This is a genomic window from Streptomyces sp. AC558_RSS880 (assembly GCF_019049255.1).
Lineage (GTDB): Bacteria > Actinomycetota > Actinomycetes > Streptomycetales > Streptomycetaceae > Streptomyces.
The window spans coordinates 1-19085 of sequence record NZ_JAGMUJ010000060.1 but is presented as its reverse complement, the minus strand read 5'-3'; the positions used below and the strand labels follow the sequence as shown (position 1 = coordinate 19085).

Here is a 19085-nt window from a genome sequence, read left to right as displayed (position 1 = left end):
CGCCGTCGAGGCGGCATGTCGCGCCCGCCGCACGCGTGGTGCCCGCTGCCACGCTCATCGACCGTCCGCCAGTCTCAGCACCGCGCACGCCAGGGAGCCGTCGCGGTCCGCCGAGGTGACCACCGCGATGCGGCCGGCGGCCGCGGGGTCGTCGCCGGCGGCCGAGAGGAGCGTGGCGATCTGGAACTGGGCCGAGGCCGCGGAGACGTCACCGATGAGGCCGACGGCCGACACCCGCTCCAGCGCCGTGCCGCCGCAGACGTCGGTGAGGACCTCCCGTTCCAGCCGGCCGAGGGAGCCCGGTGCGTCGCTGGGGCTCGCGGCCCACACGTCGCCGGGGTCGGCGCCGGCCTCCTCCAGGGCGGAGCGCACACAGGCCTCCAGGGCCGCGTGGACCCGGCTGCCGGTGGCGACCCGGGAGCGGACCGACAGCACCTCCGCCAGCGCGGGACGTTCGGGCGTCGCCGCGGAGGCGGGCCGGATCAGCAGGACGGCGGCGCCCTCGCCGAGGGCGGCGCCGGGGGCCTCGGTGCCCCGGCTGTGCCGCTCCAGCCAGTACCGGGCGTGCGAGTACTCCTCCGCCGCCGCGCACAGCACGGTGTCCGCACGGCCCGTGGACAGCAGCCGGGTGGCGTAGTTGAGGGAGAGCAGCCCGGCCGCGCGGCCGCCGGCCAGCGTGGTGTTGGGACCCTTGATGCCGTACCAGATGGCGCACTGGCCGGCGGCGCAGTTCATCACCGCGTTCGGCATCACGGCCGGGTCGACGTCGTAGGGGCGGGCGCCTTCGAGGGAGCTGCGGGTGAAGTCCATCATGCTGGCGGCGCTGCCGGTGGTGGTGGCGAGCACGAGCGCGGCCCGCTCACCGGTCTCCGTCTCGCGCTCCGCCTCCGGCCGGCCGAGAAGGGAGCCGACGGCGGCCACGGCCAGGCCGGTGACCCGGTCCATGGAGCGGGTGCCCTTCTTGCCGAGCACCTCGCGGACCTCGAACCCGGGGACGAGGTGGGCATCGCCGGCGGGCACGCGCCAGCGCTCGGTGTCCACGGGAGCGGAGGTCGGCCGCCGGGTGCGCCGGCCCTCGGCGAAGGCCTCGGCGCCGATGCCGTACGGGGAGACCGCCGACCAGCCGGTGATGACCGGCCGTGCGGTCGCGGGGGCGCTCATGCCGCCGCCTTGCGGGGCGTGGTGAGGGCGGTGACGGCGCTCTCGTCGAACTCGGCCATCTCCCACTGGTTGGGGGCCGTCTCGTGGAGGTAGCCGTGGGTGATGGTGCCGGTGGCCGTCTTCACCAGCTGCCCGTCGCGCAGGACGTAGCAGTCCATGCGGGTGGTGTAGAGCAGCGTCTTGAAGACCTGCTCCACGGTGTAGACGGTGTAGAGCTCCTCCTCCATGAGGGTCTCGTCGAGGAGCTCGATCCGGGACTGGGTGACGACGGGGATCCAGCCGCGGGTGTCCAGGACCTCCTTGATGGGCAGGCCCCGGTCGGCGAGGAAGAGGTCCTCGACCTCCTCCATGATCCGCAGGAAGCCGGACATCTGCACGCGCTCGTTGTAGTGGCAGTAGAAGTAGCCCACGCGCCAGCGCCAGCCGAACGCGTTGGTCTCACCGATGAGTTCGGTCAGGACCGGGTCGGCGCTGGTGCCGCGGCCGGCGGTGAACTCGCCGTACGGCACGGGCTTCGCCGCGAGCTCCAGGCGGTCGCCGGTGCCGAGGCGGGCGGTGGTGAACCGGTCCAGACCGGCGGGCCACGCCTCCTCCGGCTGGATGTGGCCGTCGACGCGCAGCGCCACCACCAGCGTGGAGTCGGCGCACCGCACGCGGCGGCCGTCCCGCTCGACGAACTGCTCGACGCGGAAGCGGAAACGGCCCTCGCCGTCCTTGGTCTTCGGGGTGACGACCGCCTCGACCTCGTCGTCCACGGCGAGGAGCGCGCCGAGCCGGGAGCGGATGTCGACCACGTCGAAGCCGAGCCCGAAGCGCCGGTAGAGGTCTCCGACGGGCAGCCCGGCCGCTCTGAAGTGGTGCAGGACCGCCGCTTCGGCCACGTAGTTGATGTGCTTGAAGCCGATGGCGAAACTGATGTTGTTGCCTTCGAACAGAGGTCGCAGCCGCGCCGTGGTCGGGGTGTGCAGCAGCGCCGTCACCGCGGGGTGGGGCGTCGGGTCCATCACGGACTCCTTCGTGTCGGGTCGTGTCGGGTCGGCCGGGTCGAGCGCGGCGGGGTCAGGCGTCGGCCAGGGGCCGGACGCGGGGCGGGAGGAGGCCGAGGAAGGCCTGCACGCCGGCCGTGAACCAGTCGGGCCGTTCGAGCATCGGGAAGTGACCGCAGCCGGGGACGGTCACGCACTGCGCCCCGGGCAGCCGGGCGGCGAGCCCACGGGCCTGCTCCACGGGCGCGGACCGGTCGTCCTCTCCGCCGATCACCAGGGCCGGCGTGGTGACCAGGTCGACCCGGAACAGCGGTGTGCGCAGGTACGCGTCGAAGAACCGGAGCCAGCCGTAGGGTCCGATCCACTCGGTCATCCGCCGGGCCATGTCGGTGAGGAGGTCCGGATCGACGGGACGGTCCCGGGTGCGCAGCCTCATGGACTCGGCCATGGTGCGCGGGAAGTCGTCCAGGGTCGGCGCGATCATGTCCCAGTGGAAGTCGTCGGCGTCGCTCCGGTAGAAGGGGTTGACGAGGACGACACCGGACAGGCCCGGTGGTTCGCCCGCCGCGGCACGGCGGCTGAGCAGTTCCAGCAGCAGCACCGAGCTGAAGGAGTGGGCGACGACCAGGTCGGGGCCGCCCGGCACCCGGTCGAGCACGTCCGCCAGACGGGCCGCGGAGTCCGTCTCGTGACGCCAGTCGGCGATCCCGCCGCCGTGCCAGGGCAGCCGCGGCGCGTGGACCTCGACGCCGGGGTTCCAGTGGCCGGTGAGCGAGGACCAGACGTGCTCGTTGTTGGCGAGACCGTGCAGCAGGACGACGTTCCTCATCGGGTGCGCTCCGGGGCGAGCAGGACCGCGCCCGTGGCGCCGGCCAGGGCGTACGCCACCGGCGTGCCGCCCTCGGCGAACCAGCCGGCCGCGGCGGCGCACTGGACCACACCGAGCGCGCCGGACAGTTCGCCCCAGCCGCCCAGGTCGAGGCGCCGGGCGCCGGTCGGCACGGGGTGCTCGCCGGGGCTGAGCCAGAGCCGGCCGTCCGGGGTGCGCCGCGCCAGTTCGGTGACGGTGTCGTCCGGCCGGGCGGTGCGGACGACCGGGCCGAGCAGGACGCGGGCCGGGGCCGTGGCGGCGCGGCTGAGCACCAGGGCGGCACCGCCGTCGGCCACCGGGCCGCCGACGAGCCGGCGGGTGACCTCGTTGTCCGGTTCCACGCCGGTGACCAGTACGTGGTCGGCGCGGCCAGCGCGCAGCAGCACGGCGGCCCAGCGGACCGCGTCGAGGCCGGAGGAACGGCCGTTGCACACCGTGAGGTTGGGGCCGCGCAGACCGTAGCGGATGGCGGTCTCCGAGGCGATGATGTTGCTGGAGGCGTTCGGGGTGTCCATCGGGCTGAGCGCCTCGGTGGACTCCTTGGCGATGGTCTCCACCGCCCGGCACACGGTGTCCGCGTTGCCGAGGTTGGAGCTGACCACGGTGGCGATCCGGTCGCCGGGCACGGTCGTCCTGCCGGCCTCCAGGAGGCCGGCGTCGGTGAGCGCGGCATGCGCGAGATGCAGGCCGAGCCGGGTGGCGCGGTCCTTGAAGCGCAGGCCCTTCTTGCCGATGCGGGCCGCGGGGTCGACGGGTTCGGCGCCCGGCGGAGCCGGTCGGAGGAGGTCCCGCGGGTCGGACGTGCCCGGCAGTGCCACGGCGACGCCGGTGACGGCGATCGTCATGCGGTACCTCCCACGACGGCGACGGCGTTGACCCCGCCGAAGCCGAAACTGTTGACCTGCGCCAGCCGCAGCGGTGCGGTCAGGGGCTCACCGGTCACCAGGCGCAGGCCGTCCGCCTCCGGGAGGGGGTCGGCCAGGCCCGCGATCGGCGGCACCACCGAGCTGCCGAGCGAGTGCAGGGCGACGATCAGACCGAGCAGCCCGGCCGAACCCGAGGTGTGCCCGGTCAGCGACTTGATGCCGGTGAGGGCCGGGCGCGCGCCGTCGAAGACCCGCGCGGTGACGACGGCTTCGGTGCGGTCGTTGAGCGGGGTGCCGGTGGCGTGCAGCATGACCAGGTCGATGTCCGCGGGTTCGACTCCGGCGCGTCGCTGCGCCTGGCGTACCGCGGCGGTGACGCCCGCCTCGTCGGGCGCGGTCTGGTGGTGGGCGTCGCAGTTGACGGCCACCGAGCGCAGCCGGCCGCGCACCGGACGGTCGCCCGGTGCGCGGGTGAGGACGACGGCGGCGGCGCCCTCGCCGAGGATGGTGCCGCGGCGGTCGGTGTCGAAGGGCCGCACCGCGGGGGGCGGGTCGAACTGCACGCGGTCGGCGAGGCCGAACATGCTCTCGGTGACCACGTCGCACCCGGCCACGACGACGGTCTCCGCCTCGCCGAGTTCGAGCAGGTCCCAGCCGAGCGCCAGGGCGTACAGGGACGCGGAGCAGGCACCGGCGAAGGTGTGGGTGTCGACGGCGCCGAACGCGGTGCGCAGGGCGTCCTCGAAGTGCAGTCCGTCGGCGTCGAAGGGGACGCCGTCACGCCACCACAGCTCCAGGGAGCGCAGCTCGCGCAGTCCGGTGCCGACGAGGACCGGGACGCCGGAGAGGTCCTCCGGCAGCCCCGCGTCGCGCACGGCCTGCCGGACGGCCTCCACCAGGAAGCGGCTCGCGCGGCCCGGCTCGTCGGTGCCGTCCTGCGGCCGGTCGTCGATCTCGAAGAGCTGCTGCGCCTTGAAGCGGGTGCGGTCGAAGGCCTTCAGCGGGGCGAGGCCGCTGCGCCCGGCGCACAGGCTGTCGAAGATCTCGGCCGGGTCGGCGCCGATGCCGGCGACCGCTCCCGTGCCGACGATGGCGTACGTCACCGGCGCTCACCGTCCCTGTCGTACTTGCCGAGGATGACGATGGCGTTGTTGCCGCCGAAGGCGAGGCCGTTGTTCTGCACCACGCGCAGGTCGGCCTCGACGGCGTGGTTGGGCACGCAGTCGATCTCGCACTCGGGGTCGGTGCGGTTGTGGTTGATGGTCGGCGGGATGAAGCCGTGCGTGATGGCGAGGCCGCAGGCGATCGCGCCGAGCGCGCTGGCGGCGCCCATGGTGTGGCCGAGCATCGACTTCAGCGAGATGGTGCGGGGCGTGGCCGCGCCGAACACCTTGCGGATGGCGCCGGCCTCGGTGATGTCGTTGGCCTTGGTGCCGGTGCCGTGGGCCGAGATGAGGTCGACCTCGTCGGGCTTCACTCCGGCGTTGTCGAGGGCGAGGCTCATGCACTGCGCCACGCTGTCGCCGTTGGGGGCGACCTGGTGGTACGCGTCGCAGTTGAGGCCGTAGCCGAGCACCTCGGCGTAGATGGTGGCGCCGCGGGCCAGGGCGCTGTCCAGGCTCTCCAGGACGAGCACGCCCGCACCCTCGCCGGTGAGGATGCCCTTGCGGTCGACGTCGAAGGGCTGGACCTTGTCGGGGGCGATGGTGCCGAGGCGGTAGAAGCCGGTGAACGTCTTGCGGCACATGGCGTCGGCGCCGCCGCACAGCGCGTACTCCACCTCGCCGGAGCTGACGGCGTCGAAGCCGTACCCGATCGCGTAGTTGCCCGCGGAGCAGGCGGTGGCGATGGTGGGGGCCTCCACGTCGGTGAGGTCCAGTTCCTGGGCGATGGCGGTGGAGAGCCGGGCCGCCGAGACCCGCCTGACGATGCCCGGATCCATGTTCTCCGGTCCGTCGGCGAGCTCGGCGGCCACCAGCCGGTCCAGCTCGTAGGACTCGCCGTCCGTGGTGCCGACGGAGATCAGTCCCCGTCGGCCGGCGAGTTCCACGGGGTCCAGTCCGGCGTCCCGGAGCGCCATGACCGCCGCCGCGACGGCGAAGCGGCTGGCGCGGCCCAACTCCCGTACCGGGGTGCGGGAGATCCACTGCTCGGGCTCGAAGCCCTTGACCTCGCAGCCGTTGACGTGTGCGAAACCCTCCACGTCGAACAGCGAGATCGGACTGACACCGCTTCGGCCGGCCCGTAGGCTCTCGGTGAATTCCTCGGCCCCGATGCCAATGCTGGAGATCACTCCGAAGCCGGTGAGGACCACCCGGCGTTTCCCGGTGATACCGCCGGGGCGTACTGAGGACATGTTTTTCCCCTTAAACCTTCGGGTCGGCGGGACGGCGACGGGTCAGCGGGTCGGAGCCTCCGCGACGACCTTGTAGACCGCCTCCAGGTTCACCATCTGGGCCAGCTCGGACTGGTCGATGGTGATGCCGAACTCCTTCTCCAGGGAGGCCAGGATCTCGATCGCGCGCAGCGAGTCGGCGCCGTGCTCGTCGATGAAGAGGCTCGTCTCGGTGACTTCGTCCTCCTCGAGTTCGAGGATGTCGCAGACGATCTCCTTGACGGTGGTGCGGCGGTCTTCGGCAAGTATCGGCATGATGCTTCTCTCCTAGACGGTCTGTGAGGTCTTCCTCGGGAGCCCTGGGCGCCCAGGGTCGCGGCGAGGCTGCGCGGACGCGTATCGGTCCCGTGTTCGGTGACGTGGTCGGGGCACTCCTGGCAGGAGGCCACACCGTGCACCGTTTCCCAGCCCTGCGGGATCTCGGCGAAGACGGGCCGGACGGAGTGCCGGCCCTCGCCGCTCACGAGCACGTGGTACTCGGCGCTGTCACCCTCGAACGGAGGGGCCGTCGAGCTGTCCGCTTCCCGGCGGCGTCACCGAATTCGGGACAACCCTAAGCAGCATCGTTTGACATCAACAAGCCCTGCCGGCGACCGATTCGACCCCGCGTTCGAGACTTCGCAATGAGAGAAATCGAATAATGCATTGCGTTGTTTCCGCCGATCCCCTTCCGGACGGTCCGCCGCTTCCCGTCCACCGGGAACACGGACGGTTTCGCCGGGCAGCGGGGCCGGACCGGCCGCCGCGATCACTCCGCCGGCACCTGTGGTCGCTGAGCGTCACGCCGGGACATCGAAGAATTTTTGGCCGTCGGCGGCACGGGGCGGGGCCGGTACGGACAGATACGGGGCGGGGCCGGTACGGGACGGTGCCGGGCCGGTACGGGCAGGCGCCGGTCGGCGCCCGGTGACGCGACGCCGTCACCACCGATCCGGCCGGATCGCTGCGGCGGGTGGAGCGAGCCGGTGCCCCCTCCCGCAGGGGAGTCCCCCGGCGACCGGCCCACGGACCGCGGGCAGCCCAACGCACTGTGCCCCACGGGAACATCCCGTGGGGCACAGTGCGTTGGGCTGGACGACGTGTCGAGTGGCCGGCGACGGCGGACACGGTGCTTCCGCGGCGGCGTGGCGGGCTGTACCGTGCCGGCGGTCCGCCCGTCGAAAGGACGGGGCCGTCAGCCGCGGTTCATGCCGCCACGGACACCGGGGGCATACCCGCGTTCCTGTACGAGTTCGCGTACGACGTGGAATCAGCCGTCGCGGCAACGGCCTCGGGCGTGACGCGGCTCCGGAGCCGGAGGGGGAGAGCCCGCTCAGGAGCCATGAGACGTCACACCTGGGAGCAGACGACTTTCATGCTGTCGATCAGGGCGAGAACGGCCCGGGCCGACGGCAGTATCATCTGCCCCTCCCTGGTGAGTCTCGCCCCGGTGGAGTCCCGGGTGAACAGTTTGGTACCCAGGATCTGTTCCAGGCACTTGATCTGATAGCTGATGGCAGGTTGCGAATATCCGAGAACCTTCGCCGCCTGATCCATGCGCCCAGTCTCGGCCACGGAAACAAAAGCCCGGAACTCACGCTCGTGCATCACTCCCCCTGTCTCTCGGTGAACACAAGCGAGTTCGAAGGATTCCGCCCCGTAGCGCCGGGATCCTTGAATTCCCCTCCATGTCAGCTCACTTGGGGTTTGGGGGCAATGGGAGGTGCAGGAAGCTGCACGGCCGGCCGTGGGCGACGGCGGTGACGGCGCCGAGCCGCCATCTTCCTCCTCGGTGCCCGGCCCCGGCGCCCGCGGCCGGTCCCCCGCCACGGGCACCACGAAGGTGGCCACTTGCTGCCACGTCAGGGGCCTTCCCGGCCGCCGGGGAATCGGTGCCACGCCGAACGCACGGTGGCTCTCAGGACGCGTACGGGTGATCGCCCGGATTCCTTCCCACGCCTCGCGGACAGCGACCGAGGAGGCCGACGGCAACGGATTCAGCGGCCCGGCACAGGTGTGGGACGTGTCGGTGGGCGGCCGGGCGACGGAGCCGGGAAGCCGGTGGACGCCTCAGCCGGTGCGCAGACGGCGAACGCCACGCAGGCGGGGAGGCCGTCCGCTCCGCACCCGGCCGGAGGGCCCTCGGCCTGGCAGGTTGCTGTAGTCCGCGTTGACCGCCCCGAACCGGCCGATGAAGGCTTGCCGCGGCGTTTCGTCACCTCTGGCCCGGGCGGCACGCCGGAGCGCCGGCCCGCCAGAACCACCGGAGCACCGGTCCACCAGGACCAGAGGTGTCCGGACCCCCACCCCCTGGCCGTACTCGGTCGATCGACAGTGAAGTGGAGTAAGTTGTGGGCGCATTAGGCCGTTGGTGTTTCCGACACCGGTGGATCGTCATCATCCTGTGGATCGTCGCACTCGCGGGTTTCACCGTGGCCACCAACGCCGCCGGTGGGGCCAAGTACTCCAACTCGTTGACCCTTCCGGGCAATGACTCGACCAAAGCGCTCGAGCTGATGGAGGACGCGTTCCCGGAGCAGGCCGGTGAATCCGCGTCCATCGTCTGGGAGGCGAAGTCGGGATCGGTCCGGGATCCGGCGGTCCAGCAGAAGATCACCCGCATGCTGGACGAGGTCGAAGGGCTCCCCAAGATCGGCCGGGTGACCGGACCGTACGGGCCCGAAGGCGCGGCGCAGATCAGCGAGGACGGCAGGATCGCCTACGCGCAGCTCACCTTCGGCGTGCCCTTCGAGGACATCGAGCCCGCGGACGTCAAGAAGCTCGTGAAGGTGGCGAAGGGCGTCTCCGGTGACCAGCTCGAGGTGGAACTGGGCGGGGGCGTCATCTCGTACGCCGACGAGCCGCCGGCCAATCTGAGCGAGATCGTCGGTGTGATCGCCGCGGCCGTCGTCCTCTACTTCGCCTTCGGCTCCTTCCTCGCCATGCTGGTCCCGATCGTCACCGCGCTGTTCAGTGTCGGCGTGGGACTGAGCGCCGTCGCCCTGGCCAGTCATGTCATGTCCGTGCCAGAGTTTTCGACGATGCTCGGCACGCTCATCGGCCTGGGCGTCGGTATCGACTACGCGCTGTTCATCGTCACCCGCTACCGGAGCAACATCAACCGCGGTATGACTCCGGAGGACGCGGCCACCGGAGCCGTCAACACCTCCGGTCGCGCCGTGCTCTTCGCCGGCGGCACGGTGTGCATCTCGCTCCTGGGCATGTTCGTCATCAACCTCGACTTCCTCAACGGCATGGCCGCCGCCGCCTCGCTGGTCGTGCTGACCACGATGCTCGCCGCCGTCACGCTCCTGCCCGGCCTCCTGGGCCTGATGAAGGGCCGGGTCCTCAGCCGCCGTCAACGGCGCAAGCTCGCCGAGCGGGGACCGCAGGGAGAGCTCGCGACGGGGCTCGCGGCACGCTGGTCGGTCTTCGTGGAACAGCGTCCGAGGGCCCTGTCGGCCGTCGCCGCCGTCGTCATGGTGGCGCTGGCGATCCCGACGTTCTCACTGCGCCTGGGCTTTTCCGACCAGGGCAACAACCCCACCACCACCACGACGAGGAAGGCCTACGACCTTCTCGCCGAGGGATTCGGTGAGGGCTCGAACGGACCGCTGCAGTTGGTGGCCGTCGTGAAGACCCCGCAGGACAGCGCCGCGCTCGACGCGGTGGTGGCCAAGGTGAGGAGTACCGAGGGGGTGACCGAGGTAGTGGCCGCCCCGGCCGCGCCGGACACCGAGTTGCGGATCGTGCAGGTGGTACCGGAGACCTCACCCCAGTCCGAGGAGACGTCCGAACTGATCAGTCGGCTCCGCGACAACGTGATCCCCGACGCGTCCGGCGACAGTTCGCTCGAGGTCTACGTCGGCGGTACGACGGCCGTCTCCGACGACTTCTCCGACGCGCTCGCCGAGAAGCTGCCCCTCTTCATCGGGGTGGTCGTGGTGCTCGGCTTCCTGTTGCTGATGCTCGCGTTCCGCAGCTTCGTCATTCCGGCCACCGCCGCGCTGATGAACGTGCTCGCGGTCGCCGCGTCCTTCGGCGTGCTGGTGCTGATCTTCCAGTGGGGGTTCGGATCGGACCTGCTCGGCGTGGGCGAGGGACCGATCGAGGCCTTCCTTCCGGTGATCATGCTCTCCATGCTCTTCGGCCTCTCCATGGACTACCAGGTGTTCCTGGTCAGCCGGATGCACGAGGAGTGGGTCAAGGGCAAGGACAACGCCACGTCGGTCCGGAACGGTCTCGCCGAGACCAGCCGGGTGATCAACGCCGCCGCCGTCATCATGATCGCGGTGTTCGGCTCCTTCGTCCTGTCGGGTCAGCGGGCCGGCGCGATGTTCGGTGTCGGCCTGGCCGGGGCGGTGGCGCTGGACGCCTTCATCCTGCGCACCATGCTGGTCCCGGCGTTGATGCACCTGTTCGGCAAGAACAACTGGTGGCTGCCGGGCTGGCTGGACAAGCGCATGCCGCACCTGTCGGTGGAGCTTCCGGACGAGCCCGCTCCGGCGCCCCGGCCGGCGACGGACGACGACACGAAGGACGATGACAGGCTGATCCCGAGCGGGCGCTGAACCTGATCGACAGCCCATCGGCACGCCGATGGGCTGTGCGGGCTCTCCCACCATGACAGGGCGGGAGAGCCCGCCCTTTTGGCGTGGGCGGCCGTTGGGGGAGAACCGCTCCGGCGGGTCGCGGCCGGGCGTGCGGCGATCTCCTCCCCCGGTCGTCGAAGCCCGATGACCGTGAATCGTCGGGCCGGGAACAGTACGCGCATCAGGCACTCGGGACGGCCGTCACGATCAGCTCGGCGGACGGCCCGTGCTCCACGCGCGGCAGGGCCTCGGGCACACACGCGACGCGGGATGCGGGATGCGCCGGCCGGTCACCGGCAGGGGCGCGGACGAACCGACGGCCGGCAGCCTCCTTCCGCGCCCGGGGCCCGGTTCGTGCCGACGCGCCCGCGCACCGCGGTGCTCACGTACGCGCGGGGTGCGAGCGGCTTCGCACCTCCTCGCGCGGTTCACACGGGGAAGGGGCCGAACCCGGCGTCGACCTGCCGGGTTCGGCCCCTGAGGGAAACGGGACGAAGCCCCTGCCGTCGGGGCTTCGTCGTCCTGCTGCTCCTCATCCCTCCGGGTGGCAGCGGCGCCGGTAGTAGGCATAGGTCAGGGCCAGCACCATCGGGCCGCACAGAGAGAACAGTCCGCTGCTTGACACCGCCAGCAACTCCCACCACACATTGTCGAACTGATCGCGCTCGAATCCCGCGAGCTGGAATGTGCTGAGGAACCAACTGATCAGCACCGCGGTGATGGCGAGGCCACCGATGGCGGCGGGAACGATCACCAGGTACGGCGGAACGCGCTTGCCGCCGAACACCGGAACCCAGCCGGGCAGGACTTCACCCCAGGGACGCACCAAGCTGAAACACGCCAGCGCGAACAACTCGGACACCACACTGAGTCCGCCCACGTAGGAAATGGACACCCACAGAGGTCCGTCGATGGGCGGAAGGCCGGTTCCCATCGTGAATCCGAATGCGATGGGAATTCGCCACAAACACACCGGCAGAGCGATCAGCGGAATGAGATGGGCGAACCGCTCCGCCCAGCGCGGCACGGGCCTTTCGGTGCTCGTGACGATCGCTTCTGAACTCTTCATCGGCATTGCCATGCTTTCATTGTTCCGCAGGGTTCGGTGGCCGAAGTCAGCCTCGGGGATGAACCCGCTGCTTCGTGCGGCGGAGACCGGTCGCGCACGCGGTCAACCTCTGCGGCCCAAGGTCACCGGCATCGACTCGAAGCCCCAGATCAGGTTGGATCGCATCCGCTGCACGGGCCCGGCGTGTTCGGCGGTCCCGACCCGTCGGGTCAACTCCTCGAACATCACGGACAGTTCCATGGTCGCCAGTGCCGAGCCGAGGCAGAAGTGGGTGCCCGAGGCGAAGGCGAGGTGGCGGTTGGGGGTGCGGCCGATGTCGAAGGCGTCGGGATCCTCGAAGACCCGCCCGTCACGGTTGGCGGCCGACAGCCACACCGCCACTTCGTCGCCCGCCGCGATCGGCCGGCCCTCGAGCTCGGTGTCCCGGTTGGCGGTGCGCAGCACGTGCATGGCGGGACTGGTGTAGCGCAGCACCTCCTGCACCGCACTCGGCAGCAGTTCGGGATCGGCGCGCAGCCGGTCCCACTGGCCGGGATTGTCCATGAGGGCGAGCAGCCCGCCGACGGTGGCGTGCCGGGTGGTCTCGTTGCCACCCGAGATCAGCCCGTCGCAGTTGAGGAATATCTCCTCGTCGGTGAGCGGCTCGCCGTCCACCTCGCCCCGGACCATGGCGCTGACCACGTCCTCCTGCGGGTCCCTGCGGCGCAGTTCCACCAACTCGTCGTAGTACATGAGCAGGTCGGTGTGGGCCGCGGCCGCGCGCAGTGCGTGATCCTCACCGCCGTCCACCGCATCAGAGCCGAAGGCGGCCATGGTCCTGTCCAGCATGAACCCCCAGTCCTCCTTGGGCACGCCGAGCATGTCGCAGATGACGGAGACCGGCAGCCGGGCGGCGGCGTCGACGAAGTCGCTGGTGCCCTTCTCCAGGGCCTCGTCCAGTGTCTCGACGACGGTGGAGCGCATGGTGTCCTCGAGCCGTCTGACCATCCGCGGCGTGAACGCCGAGTTGATGATCCGCCGGATCCTCCCGTGTCGCGGCGGGTCGGTGACGATCAGCATCTTTCCCGCGGAAGCTTCGGTGGCCAGGGGATTGTGGTCGAGCCGCATCCCCTTCTCCGAGGTGAAATTCGCGGAATCCTTGAGCACCTGATTCGCCAGCGGATGCGAGAGGACGGCCCAGAACGGGCGGCCGTTCTCCCGCTCGTTCCGGTAGAGCGGCGACTGCGCGCGGAGCTCCGCCCATATCTCCTCGGTACGACCGCTTCTGGGCAGTTCCGGGTCGGCCAGGTCTGTCATTCCGCACTCCCTCCGTGTGATGAGCACGGACGGGCGACTGCGCCGGCCGTGCAGGAAAACGGGCTCAGCCGCCCGGGCGCGCCCGGAGCAGGACTTCCGCGGCGATACGGTCCGGCGCCTGCTCCGGCTGCCAGTGTCCGACCCCTTCCAGGAGTACGAACCGGTAGGGGCCGGTGACATGCTCCGCCGTCCCGTCGACGGCGACGCGGCTCGCCACCCTGTCGTCGTCACTCCAGATGTAGGTGGTGGGCACCGCGACGGGGCCGAAGCCCTCGTGCTCGGCGAACAGGCTTCCGGAGCGGTACCAGTTCAGGGCCGCGTCCAGCACGCCGGGCCGGGTGTGCAGGTCGAGATAGCGCTTCGCCTGCTGGGGGGCGACCGCGTCGCCGAAGAGGGACCGCAGCATCGCGGCATCGTCCTCGAGCATTCCGGCGGTGCTCTCCGGCGACACGAAGTAGGCGACGTACCGGGACAGCTCACGCTGTACGGGATCGTTCCGCAACGCGTACCAGAACGCCTCCGGATGCGGGAAGGACACCGCGGTCAGGGTGCGCACCCGCGTGGCGTGGCGCGCCGCCAGACACCAGGCGACGACGGCACCCCAGTCGTGACCGACCACATGGGCGGATTCGATGCCGAGGGCGTCCAGGAGGCCCACCGCGTCGCCTGCCAGCAGCGGCAGCGCGTAGGCGTCCGCTCCGGCGGGGCGGGCGCCGTCGCAGTAACCGCGCTGATCGGGCACGACGGTACGCAGGCCGGCGCCGTGCAGTTCCGGTACGACCTGGTCCCAGGTGTGCCTGCTCTGCGGGAAGCCGTGCAGCAGGAGAACCGGATCGCCTTCTTCCGGACCGGACACCTCCACGTCGAATACCAGGTCACCCACTGGAATCCGCATACGCCCCCCTGTTCACCGTTCACGCCGGAAAGACACCCGCGTCCACGTCGGGGATTCCGGTTACGGCCTTCACCCCGCCCCGGGCGGAGGCGTCCCGTGGACGTTATCGAGCGGCCCCTCGACGGACCATGACCGCGACAGCCAACTGCTGTTCCCCCTGCGGCTCATCACACCGCGTCCCGCCCCCTGGCAGGTTGTTGCAGTCGTGGTTGTGAGCCAACACTCCCCGTTGTTGAGTGAACGCCGGAATGCACTGACTGTATGCGGGCGCGGAATTTCGCGCAGATAGATCGGGAGTAGTTCTGGTGAATAGGCCCGGAGTTGAGGACATCCTTCCACTGTCGCCGCTGCAGCAGGGGCTGCTGTTCCACGCGGTTTATGACGAGACCTCGGACGACATCTACACCGTCCAGCTCGTGCTCGACATCGAGGGTCCGCTGAATGCCGACGGGATGCGGCAGGCGGCGGCGGCTCTGTTGCAGCGGCACCCCAATCTCCGGTCGGCATTCCTGTACGAGAAGTTCGACGAGCCCGTGCAGGTGATTCCACGTGATGTGGAGTTGCCGTGGACCGAGACCGATCTCAGCCGGCTGCCCGCGGACGCCCGTCAGGCGGAGTGGGAGCGCTGGCTCGCCGAGGACCGGACGCGCCGCTTCGACCTGAAGCGGCCGCCGCTGCTGCGGTTCACGCTCGTCAAGCTGGCGCCCGATGAGTACCGGCTGGTGTTCACCAACCACCACATCCTGCTCGACGGCTGGTCGATGCCCGTCCTGCTGACCGAGCTGTTCGAGCTGTACGGGACCCGGGGCGACGCGTCCGCCCTGCCCCGGGTCACCCCTTACCGCGAGTACCTCGGCTGGCTGGCCCAGCAGGACCAGGCCGCGGCGGACGCCGCCTGGACACAGGCGTTCCGCGGTCTTGAGGAACCCAGCCTGGTGGCCCCGGTCAGCCGGGGCAGGAGCCACAACCTGCCCGAGCGGGTGTCCACCACCCTGTCCGCCGAGCTGACCGCCGCGCTCGTCGGTCAGAGCCGGGCGGACGGCCGTACGATCAACTCCCTTCTGCAGTCGGCCTGGGCAACCGTGGTCGGGCAGCTCACCGGTCGTGACGACGTCGTGTTCGGCATGGCGGTCTCCGGCCGGCCGGCCCACATTCCCGGCATCGAGTCGATGGTCGGCCTGTTCATCAACACGCTGCCCGTGCGCGTCACCCTCGATCCCGCCGAGGACTTCGGCGCCCTGGCCGACCGGCTCCAGGCCGAGCAGGCCGCCCTCACCCCGTACCACCACGTCAGCCTGACCGATCTCCAGCAGATCGCCGGAGTGGGCGACCTCTTCGACACGTGCATCGTCCTGGAGAACTACCCGGTCGACACCTCCGACCTGAAGCTCCCCGGTGACGGGCTGAGCATCACCGGGTTCGACGCCCGCGACGCCAGCCACTACACCGCCGTGCTCACCGCCGTCCCGGGCGAGCGCATGCAGGTGCGGCTGGATTACCGCGGAGACGTCTTCGACACCGTCACCGCCCAGGACGTCCTGGACCGCTTCGTCGCGCTGCTCGGCAGAATCGCCGACAAGGACGCCCGCCCCATCGGGCAGCTGGACCTGCTGACCGGGCGGAGCCGGCACCAGGTCCTGGTCGAGTGGAACGACTTCGGACGCGCCATCGACCCGGTGCCCTTCCACCGGATCGTCGAGGACCACGCGGCCCGCACTCCCGCGGCGACCGCGATCTCCTCCACCGAAGTGACCTACAGCTACGCGGAGTTCAACGCCCGTGCCAACCGGCTGGCTCATCTGCTGATCGAGCGCGGTGTGGGCAGTGAGCAGATCGTGGCCCTCGCGCTGCCCCGGTCCGTGGACATCGCCGTCGCACAGCTCGCCGTGATGAAGGCCGGAGCCGCCTATCTGCCCGTCGACCCGGACTACCCGGCCGAGCGGATCGACTACATCCTCGAGGACGCCGCCCCCGCCCTGCTCATCACCGACACCGAGCACGCCACCCGGCTCCCCGAACACGACCGAGTGCCCCGCCTGCTGATCGACGGCGTCGACCTCACCGGCAGCACGGAGGAGAACCCCACCGTCGCCGTCGCGTCGGCACATCCCGCGTACGTCATCTACACCTCGGGGTCCACCGGCCGCCCCAAGGGCGTCGTCGTCACCCACCACGGCGTGGCGAGCCTCGCCGCGACGGTGGTCGACCGGCTCGACGTCACCGCCGACAGCCGGGTGCTCCAGTACGCCTCGCCCAGCTTCGACGCCTCGGTGGCGGAGCTCTGCATGGCCTACGGTGCGGGCGCCGCGCTCGTCATCCCACCGCTCGGCCCGCTGGCCGACGACGCTCTCACCAAGGTGCTCGTCGACCAGGAGGTGACCCATGCGATCATCCCGCCGGCAGCCCTGGCCACCGTCCGGCCCGCGGACTTCCCCGCCTTCCGCTGCCTGACGGTGGCCGGTGAGGCCACGTCCGCCGAGCTGATGGACCGGTGGGCCCCGCGCCTGCGGATGGTCAACGGGTACGGCCCCAGCGAGTCGACCGTCGGCGCGACCTTCAGTGCGCCACTGGAGGCCGGCAAGGGTGCCCCGCCCATCGGACTTCCGTCGTACAACACACGCCTTTACGTGCTCGACGGCAGGCTGCGGCCCGCCCCGGCGGGTGCCCCCGGTGAGCTGTACATCGCCGGCGCCGGCCTGGCCCGCGGCTACCTGCGCCGCACCGGCCTGACGGCCGAGCGGTTCGTGGCGAACCCCTTCGGCGCGCCCGGTGAGCGGATGTACCGCACGGGCGACCTGGCCCGCTGGAGGCCGGACGGACAGCTGGAGTTCGTCGGCCGCGTCGACGACCAGATCAAACTCCGCGGCTTCCGCATCGAACTGGAGGAGATCCAGAAGGTCGTCTCCGGCCACCCGCTGGTGTCCCAGGCCGCGGTGGTGGTACGGGAGGACCAGCCCGGCGACAAGCACCTGGTCGCCTATGTGGTGCTGAAGGCCGACGACCGGGACCCGGCCGTCCTGACTGCCGAACTGCGCGACCGGACCGCGGAGCAGCTGCCCGAGTACATGGTCCCCTCGGCGTTCGTCCCCATGGACGCCCTGCCGGTGACCGCCAACGGCAAGGTGGACCGCAAGGCGCTGCCCAAGCCCGAGTTCGGCGGCGGCACCGGCGGCCGGGGGCCGCGCAACGAGCGTGAGGAGCAGCTGTGCCGGCTCTTCGCCGACGTACTGGGCGTGGAGCGGGTCGGCATCGACGACAGCTTCTTCGACCTGGGCGGCCACTCCCTCACCGCCACCCGGCTGCTCGGACGCGTCCGCCGCCAGCTCAAGGTGGAGCTGACGGTACGGGATCTGTTCCAGGACCCGACGGTGGCGGGAATCTCGGCCCGCATCCGGGCCGCCGAGGCCCCCGCCCGCAAGCCGCTGACCGCCGTGGAGCGCCCGGCGGAGATCCCGTTGTCGCCCGCCCAGCAGCGGCTGTGGTTCCTCAACCGGCTGGAGGGCGCCGGCGGCAACTACAACCTGCCCGCGGCCCTGCGCCTGAGCGGCCCGTTGGACGTCGACGCGCTGCGGCTGGCCTTCACCGATGTGATCGGGCGCCACGAGAGCCTGCGCACCGTCTTCCCCGACACGGACGGCCGGCCCCGACAGGAGATCCTGTCCGGCGACGAGGTCCGTCTCGACCTGCGCCTCACCCAGGTCGGCGAGGACGAACTGCAGGACGCGCTCGTCCGGGCCACCACGGAGAAGTTCGACCTGGCGTCGGAGATACCGATCCGGGTGAACCTCTTCCGGCTCGCGCCCGACGAGCACGTGCTGCTGGTGACGCTGCACCACATCGCCGGTGACGGCTGGTCCATGGCCCCGCTCTCCCGCGACGTGTCCGTCGCGTACGCGGCGCGGTGCGCCGGCGGGGCCCCGGTCTGGGAGCCGCTGCCGGTGCAGTACGCCGACTACACGCTGTGGCAGCAAGAAGCACTGGGTCAGGAGTCCGATCCCGACAGCGTACTGACGCAGCAGATCACTTACTGGCGCTCCCAGCTCGCCGGTCTTCCGGAGGAGCTGGCGCTCCCCACCGACCGGCCACGGCCCGCGGTGGCGACCTACGGCGGCGCCGACGTGCCCGTGCGGCTGAACGCGGCCACGCACCAGCGGCTGCTCTCCCTGGCCCAGGAGCGTGACAGCAGTCTCTTCATGGTGCTCCAGGCGGGCCTGGCGGTTCTGCTGTCGCGTTTCGGCGCGGGCTCGGACATCCCGATCGGCTCGCCGATCGCGGGGCGTACGGATGCGGCGCTGGACGATCTGGTCGGGTTCTTCGTCAACACGCTGGTGCTGCGCACGGACACGTCGGGGGATCCGACGTTCGGTGAGCTGCTGGACCGGGTGCGTGAGACCCATCTGGCGGCGCACGCCCACCAGGACCTGTCCTTCGAGCGGCTGGTGGAGATTCTCAATCCGCCCAGGTCGCTGGCCCGCCACCCCCTCTTCCAGGTGTTCCTCTCGCTGCACACCGACCCCGAGACGTCGTTGCGCCTCGACGGGGTGCAGGCCACCGCCCACGCGGTGCCGCTCGACAACGCACGCTTCGACCTGACCCTGGAGCTCGTGGAGTCGCGGGACGGGGAGGGTCGTCCCGGTGGTGTCGAGGGCCGGTTGGAGTTCGCGCGGGATCTGTTCGACGAGGAGACCGCGCGCCGGCTGGCCGAGGGCCTGGTGCGCCTGCTGAAGGCGGTGGCGGCCGATCCGCGGGTGCGGGTCGGTGAGCTGGAGGTGCTGTCGCCGGTCGAGCGTGGCTGGGTGGTGGAGGGGTGGAACGCGACGGGGCGTGAGGTGGCCGCGGGGACGCTGGCGGAGGTGTTCGAGGCGCAGGCGGCCTCCACTCCGGACGCGGTCGCGGTCGTCTTCGAAGACGAGGTCCTGTCGTATGCCGAGTTGGAGGTGCGGGCGAACCGGCTGGCGCACGAGCTGATCGCGCG

13 protein-coding genes and 1 pseudogene are annotated in these 19085 nt (G+C 70.9%); 2 read left to right on the top strand and 12 right to left on the bottom strand.

The features are described from left to right. Positions 1 to 54 precede the first annotated feature (54 nt). The 9 genes and pseudogenes from KUM38_RS20850 to KUM38_RS20810 all read right to left on the bottom strand — a co-directional run bounded on the left by KUM38_RS20850 (position 55) and on the right by KUM38_RS20810 (position 7866). Positions 55 to 1161: a beta-ketoacyl synthase N-terminal-like domain-containing protein gene (locus tag KUM38_RS20850; protein ID WP_217130926.1), complete on the bottom strand. Its 1107-nt coding sequence runs from the start codon at positions 1159 to 1161 to the stop codon at positions 55 to 57. After that, positions 1158 to 2165 (bottom strand): hypothetical protein, encoded by a 1008-nt coding sequence (locus KUM38_RS20845; protein ID WP_217130925.1) that lies wholly within the window; start codon positions 2163 to 2165, stop codon positions 1158 to 1160. Before KUM38_RS20845 ends, KUM38_RS20850 begins: the two co-directional genes overlap by 4 nt. 55 nt (positions 2166 to 2220) lie before the next feature. After that, positions 2221 to 2976: an alpha/beta fold hydrolase gene (locus KUM38_RS20840; protein ID WP_217130924.1), complete on the bottom strand. Its 756-nt coding sequence runs from the start codon at positions 2974 to 2976 to the stop codon at positions 2221 to 2223. Beyond that, positions 2973 to 3863, bottom strand: coding sequence for a beta-ketoacyl synthase N-terminal-like domain-containing protein (locus KUM38_RS20835; protein WP_217130923.1), 891 nt, complete (start codon positions 3861 to 3863; stop codon positions 2973 to 2975). Before KUM38_RS20835 ends, KUM38_RS20840 begins: the two co-directional genes overlap by 4 nt. Beyond that, positions 3860 to 4987 (bottom strand): beta-ketoacyl synthase N-terminal-like domain-containing protein, encoded by a 1128-nt coding sequence (locus KUM38_RS20830; RefSeq protein ID WP_217130922.1) that lies wholly within the window; start codon positions 4985 to 4987, stop codon positions 3860 to 3862. Before KUM38_RS20830 ends, KUM38_RS20835 begins: the two co-directional genes overlap by 4 nt. Next, positions 4984 to 6240: a beta-ketoacyl synthase gene (locus KUM38_RS20825; protein WP_217130921.1), complete on the bottom strand. Its 1257-nt coding sequence runs from the start codon at positions 6238 to 6240 to the stop codon at positions 4984 to 4986. The genes KUM38_RS20830 and KUM38_RS20825 overlap by 4 nt, the downstream gene beginning before the upstream one ends. 42 nt (positions 6241 to 6282) lie before the next feature. Continuing rightward, a complete protein-coding gene (locus KUM38_RS20820; protein WP_217130920.1) occupies positions 6283 to 6534 on the bottom strand; it encodes an acyl carrier protein in 252 nt (83 codons plus the stop codon). 110 nt (positions 6535 to 6644) lie between these two features. Further along, positions 6645 to 6767: pseudogene (locus KUM38_RS20815) on the bottom strand (MbtH family NRPS accessory protein); the annotation flags it as partial. 841 nt (positions 6768 to 7608) lie between these two features. Further along, on the bottom strand, positions 7609 to 7866 hold the full coding sequence (locus tag KUM38_RS20810) for a LysR family transcriptional regulator (protein WP_217130919.1): 258 nt from the start codon (positions 7864 to 7866) through the stop codon (positions 7609 to 7611). A 743-nt stretch (positions 7867 to 8609) separates the two neighbouring features. Here KUM38_RS20810 and KUM38_RS20805 point away from each other — a divergent pair. Further along, on the top strand, positions 8610 to 10829 hold the full coding sequence (locus tag KUM38_RS20805; RefSeq protein ID WP_217130918.1) for an MMPL family transporter: 2220 nt from the start codon (positions 8610 to 8612) through the stop codon (positions 10827 to 10829). Between the two features lie 553 nt (positions 10830 to 11382). Here the strand turns inward: KUM38_RS20805 and KUM38_RS20800 are convergent. The 3 genes from KUM38_RS20800 to KUM38_RS20790 all read right to left on the bottom strand — a co-directional run bounded on the left by KUM38_RS20800 (position 11383) and on the right by KUM38_RS20790 (position 14110). Continuing rightward, the gene (locus tag KUM38_RS20800; protein WP_217130917.1) at positions 11383 to 11931 is read right to left on the bottom strand and encodes a hypothetical protein; all 549 of its coding nucleotides are present in this window, start codon (positions 11929 to 11931) and stop codon (positions 11383 to 11385) included. A 90-nt stretch (positions 11932 to 12021) separates the two neighbouring features. Next, positions 12022 to 13215, bottom strand: coding sequence for a cytochrome P450 (locus KUM38_RS20795; RefSeq protein ID WP_217130916.1), 1194 nt, complete (start codon positions 13213 to 13215; stop codon positions 12022 to 12024). A gap of 64 nt (positions 13216 to 13279) precedes the next feature. Continuing rightward, on the bottom strand, positions 13280 to 14110 hold the full coding sequence (locus tag KUM38_RS20790; protein WP_217130915.1) for an alpha/beta fold hydrolase: 831 nt from the start codon (positions 14108 to 14110) through the stop codon (positions 13280 to 13282). 305 nt (positions 14111 to 14415) lie between these two features. Between KUM38_RS20790 and KUM38_RS20785 the strand changes: the two genes are divergently transcribed. Beyond that, on the top strand, positions 14416 to 19085 hold a 4670-nt coding region (locus KUM38_RS20785), incomplete at its 3' end, for a non-ribosomal peptide synthetase (RefSeq protein ID WP_217130914.1).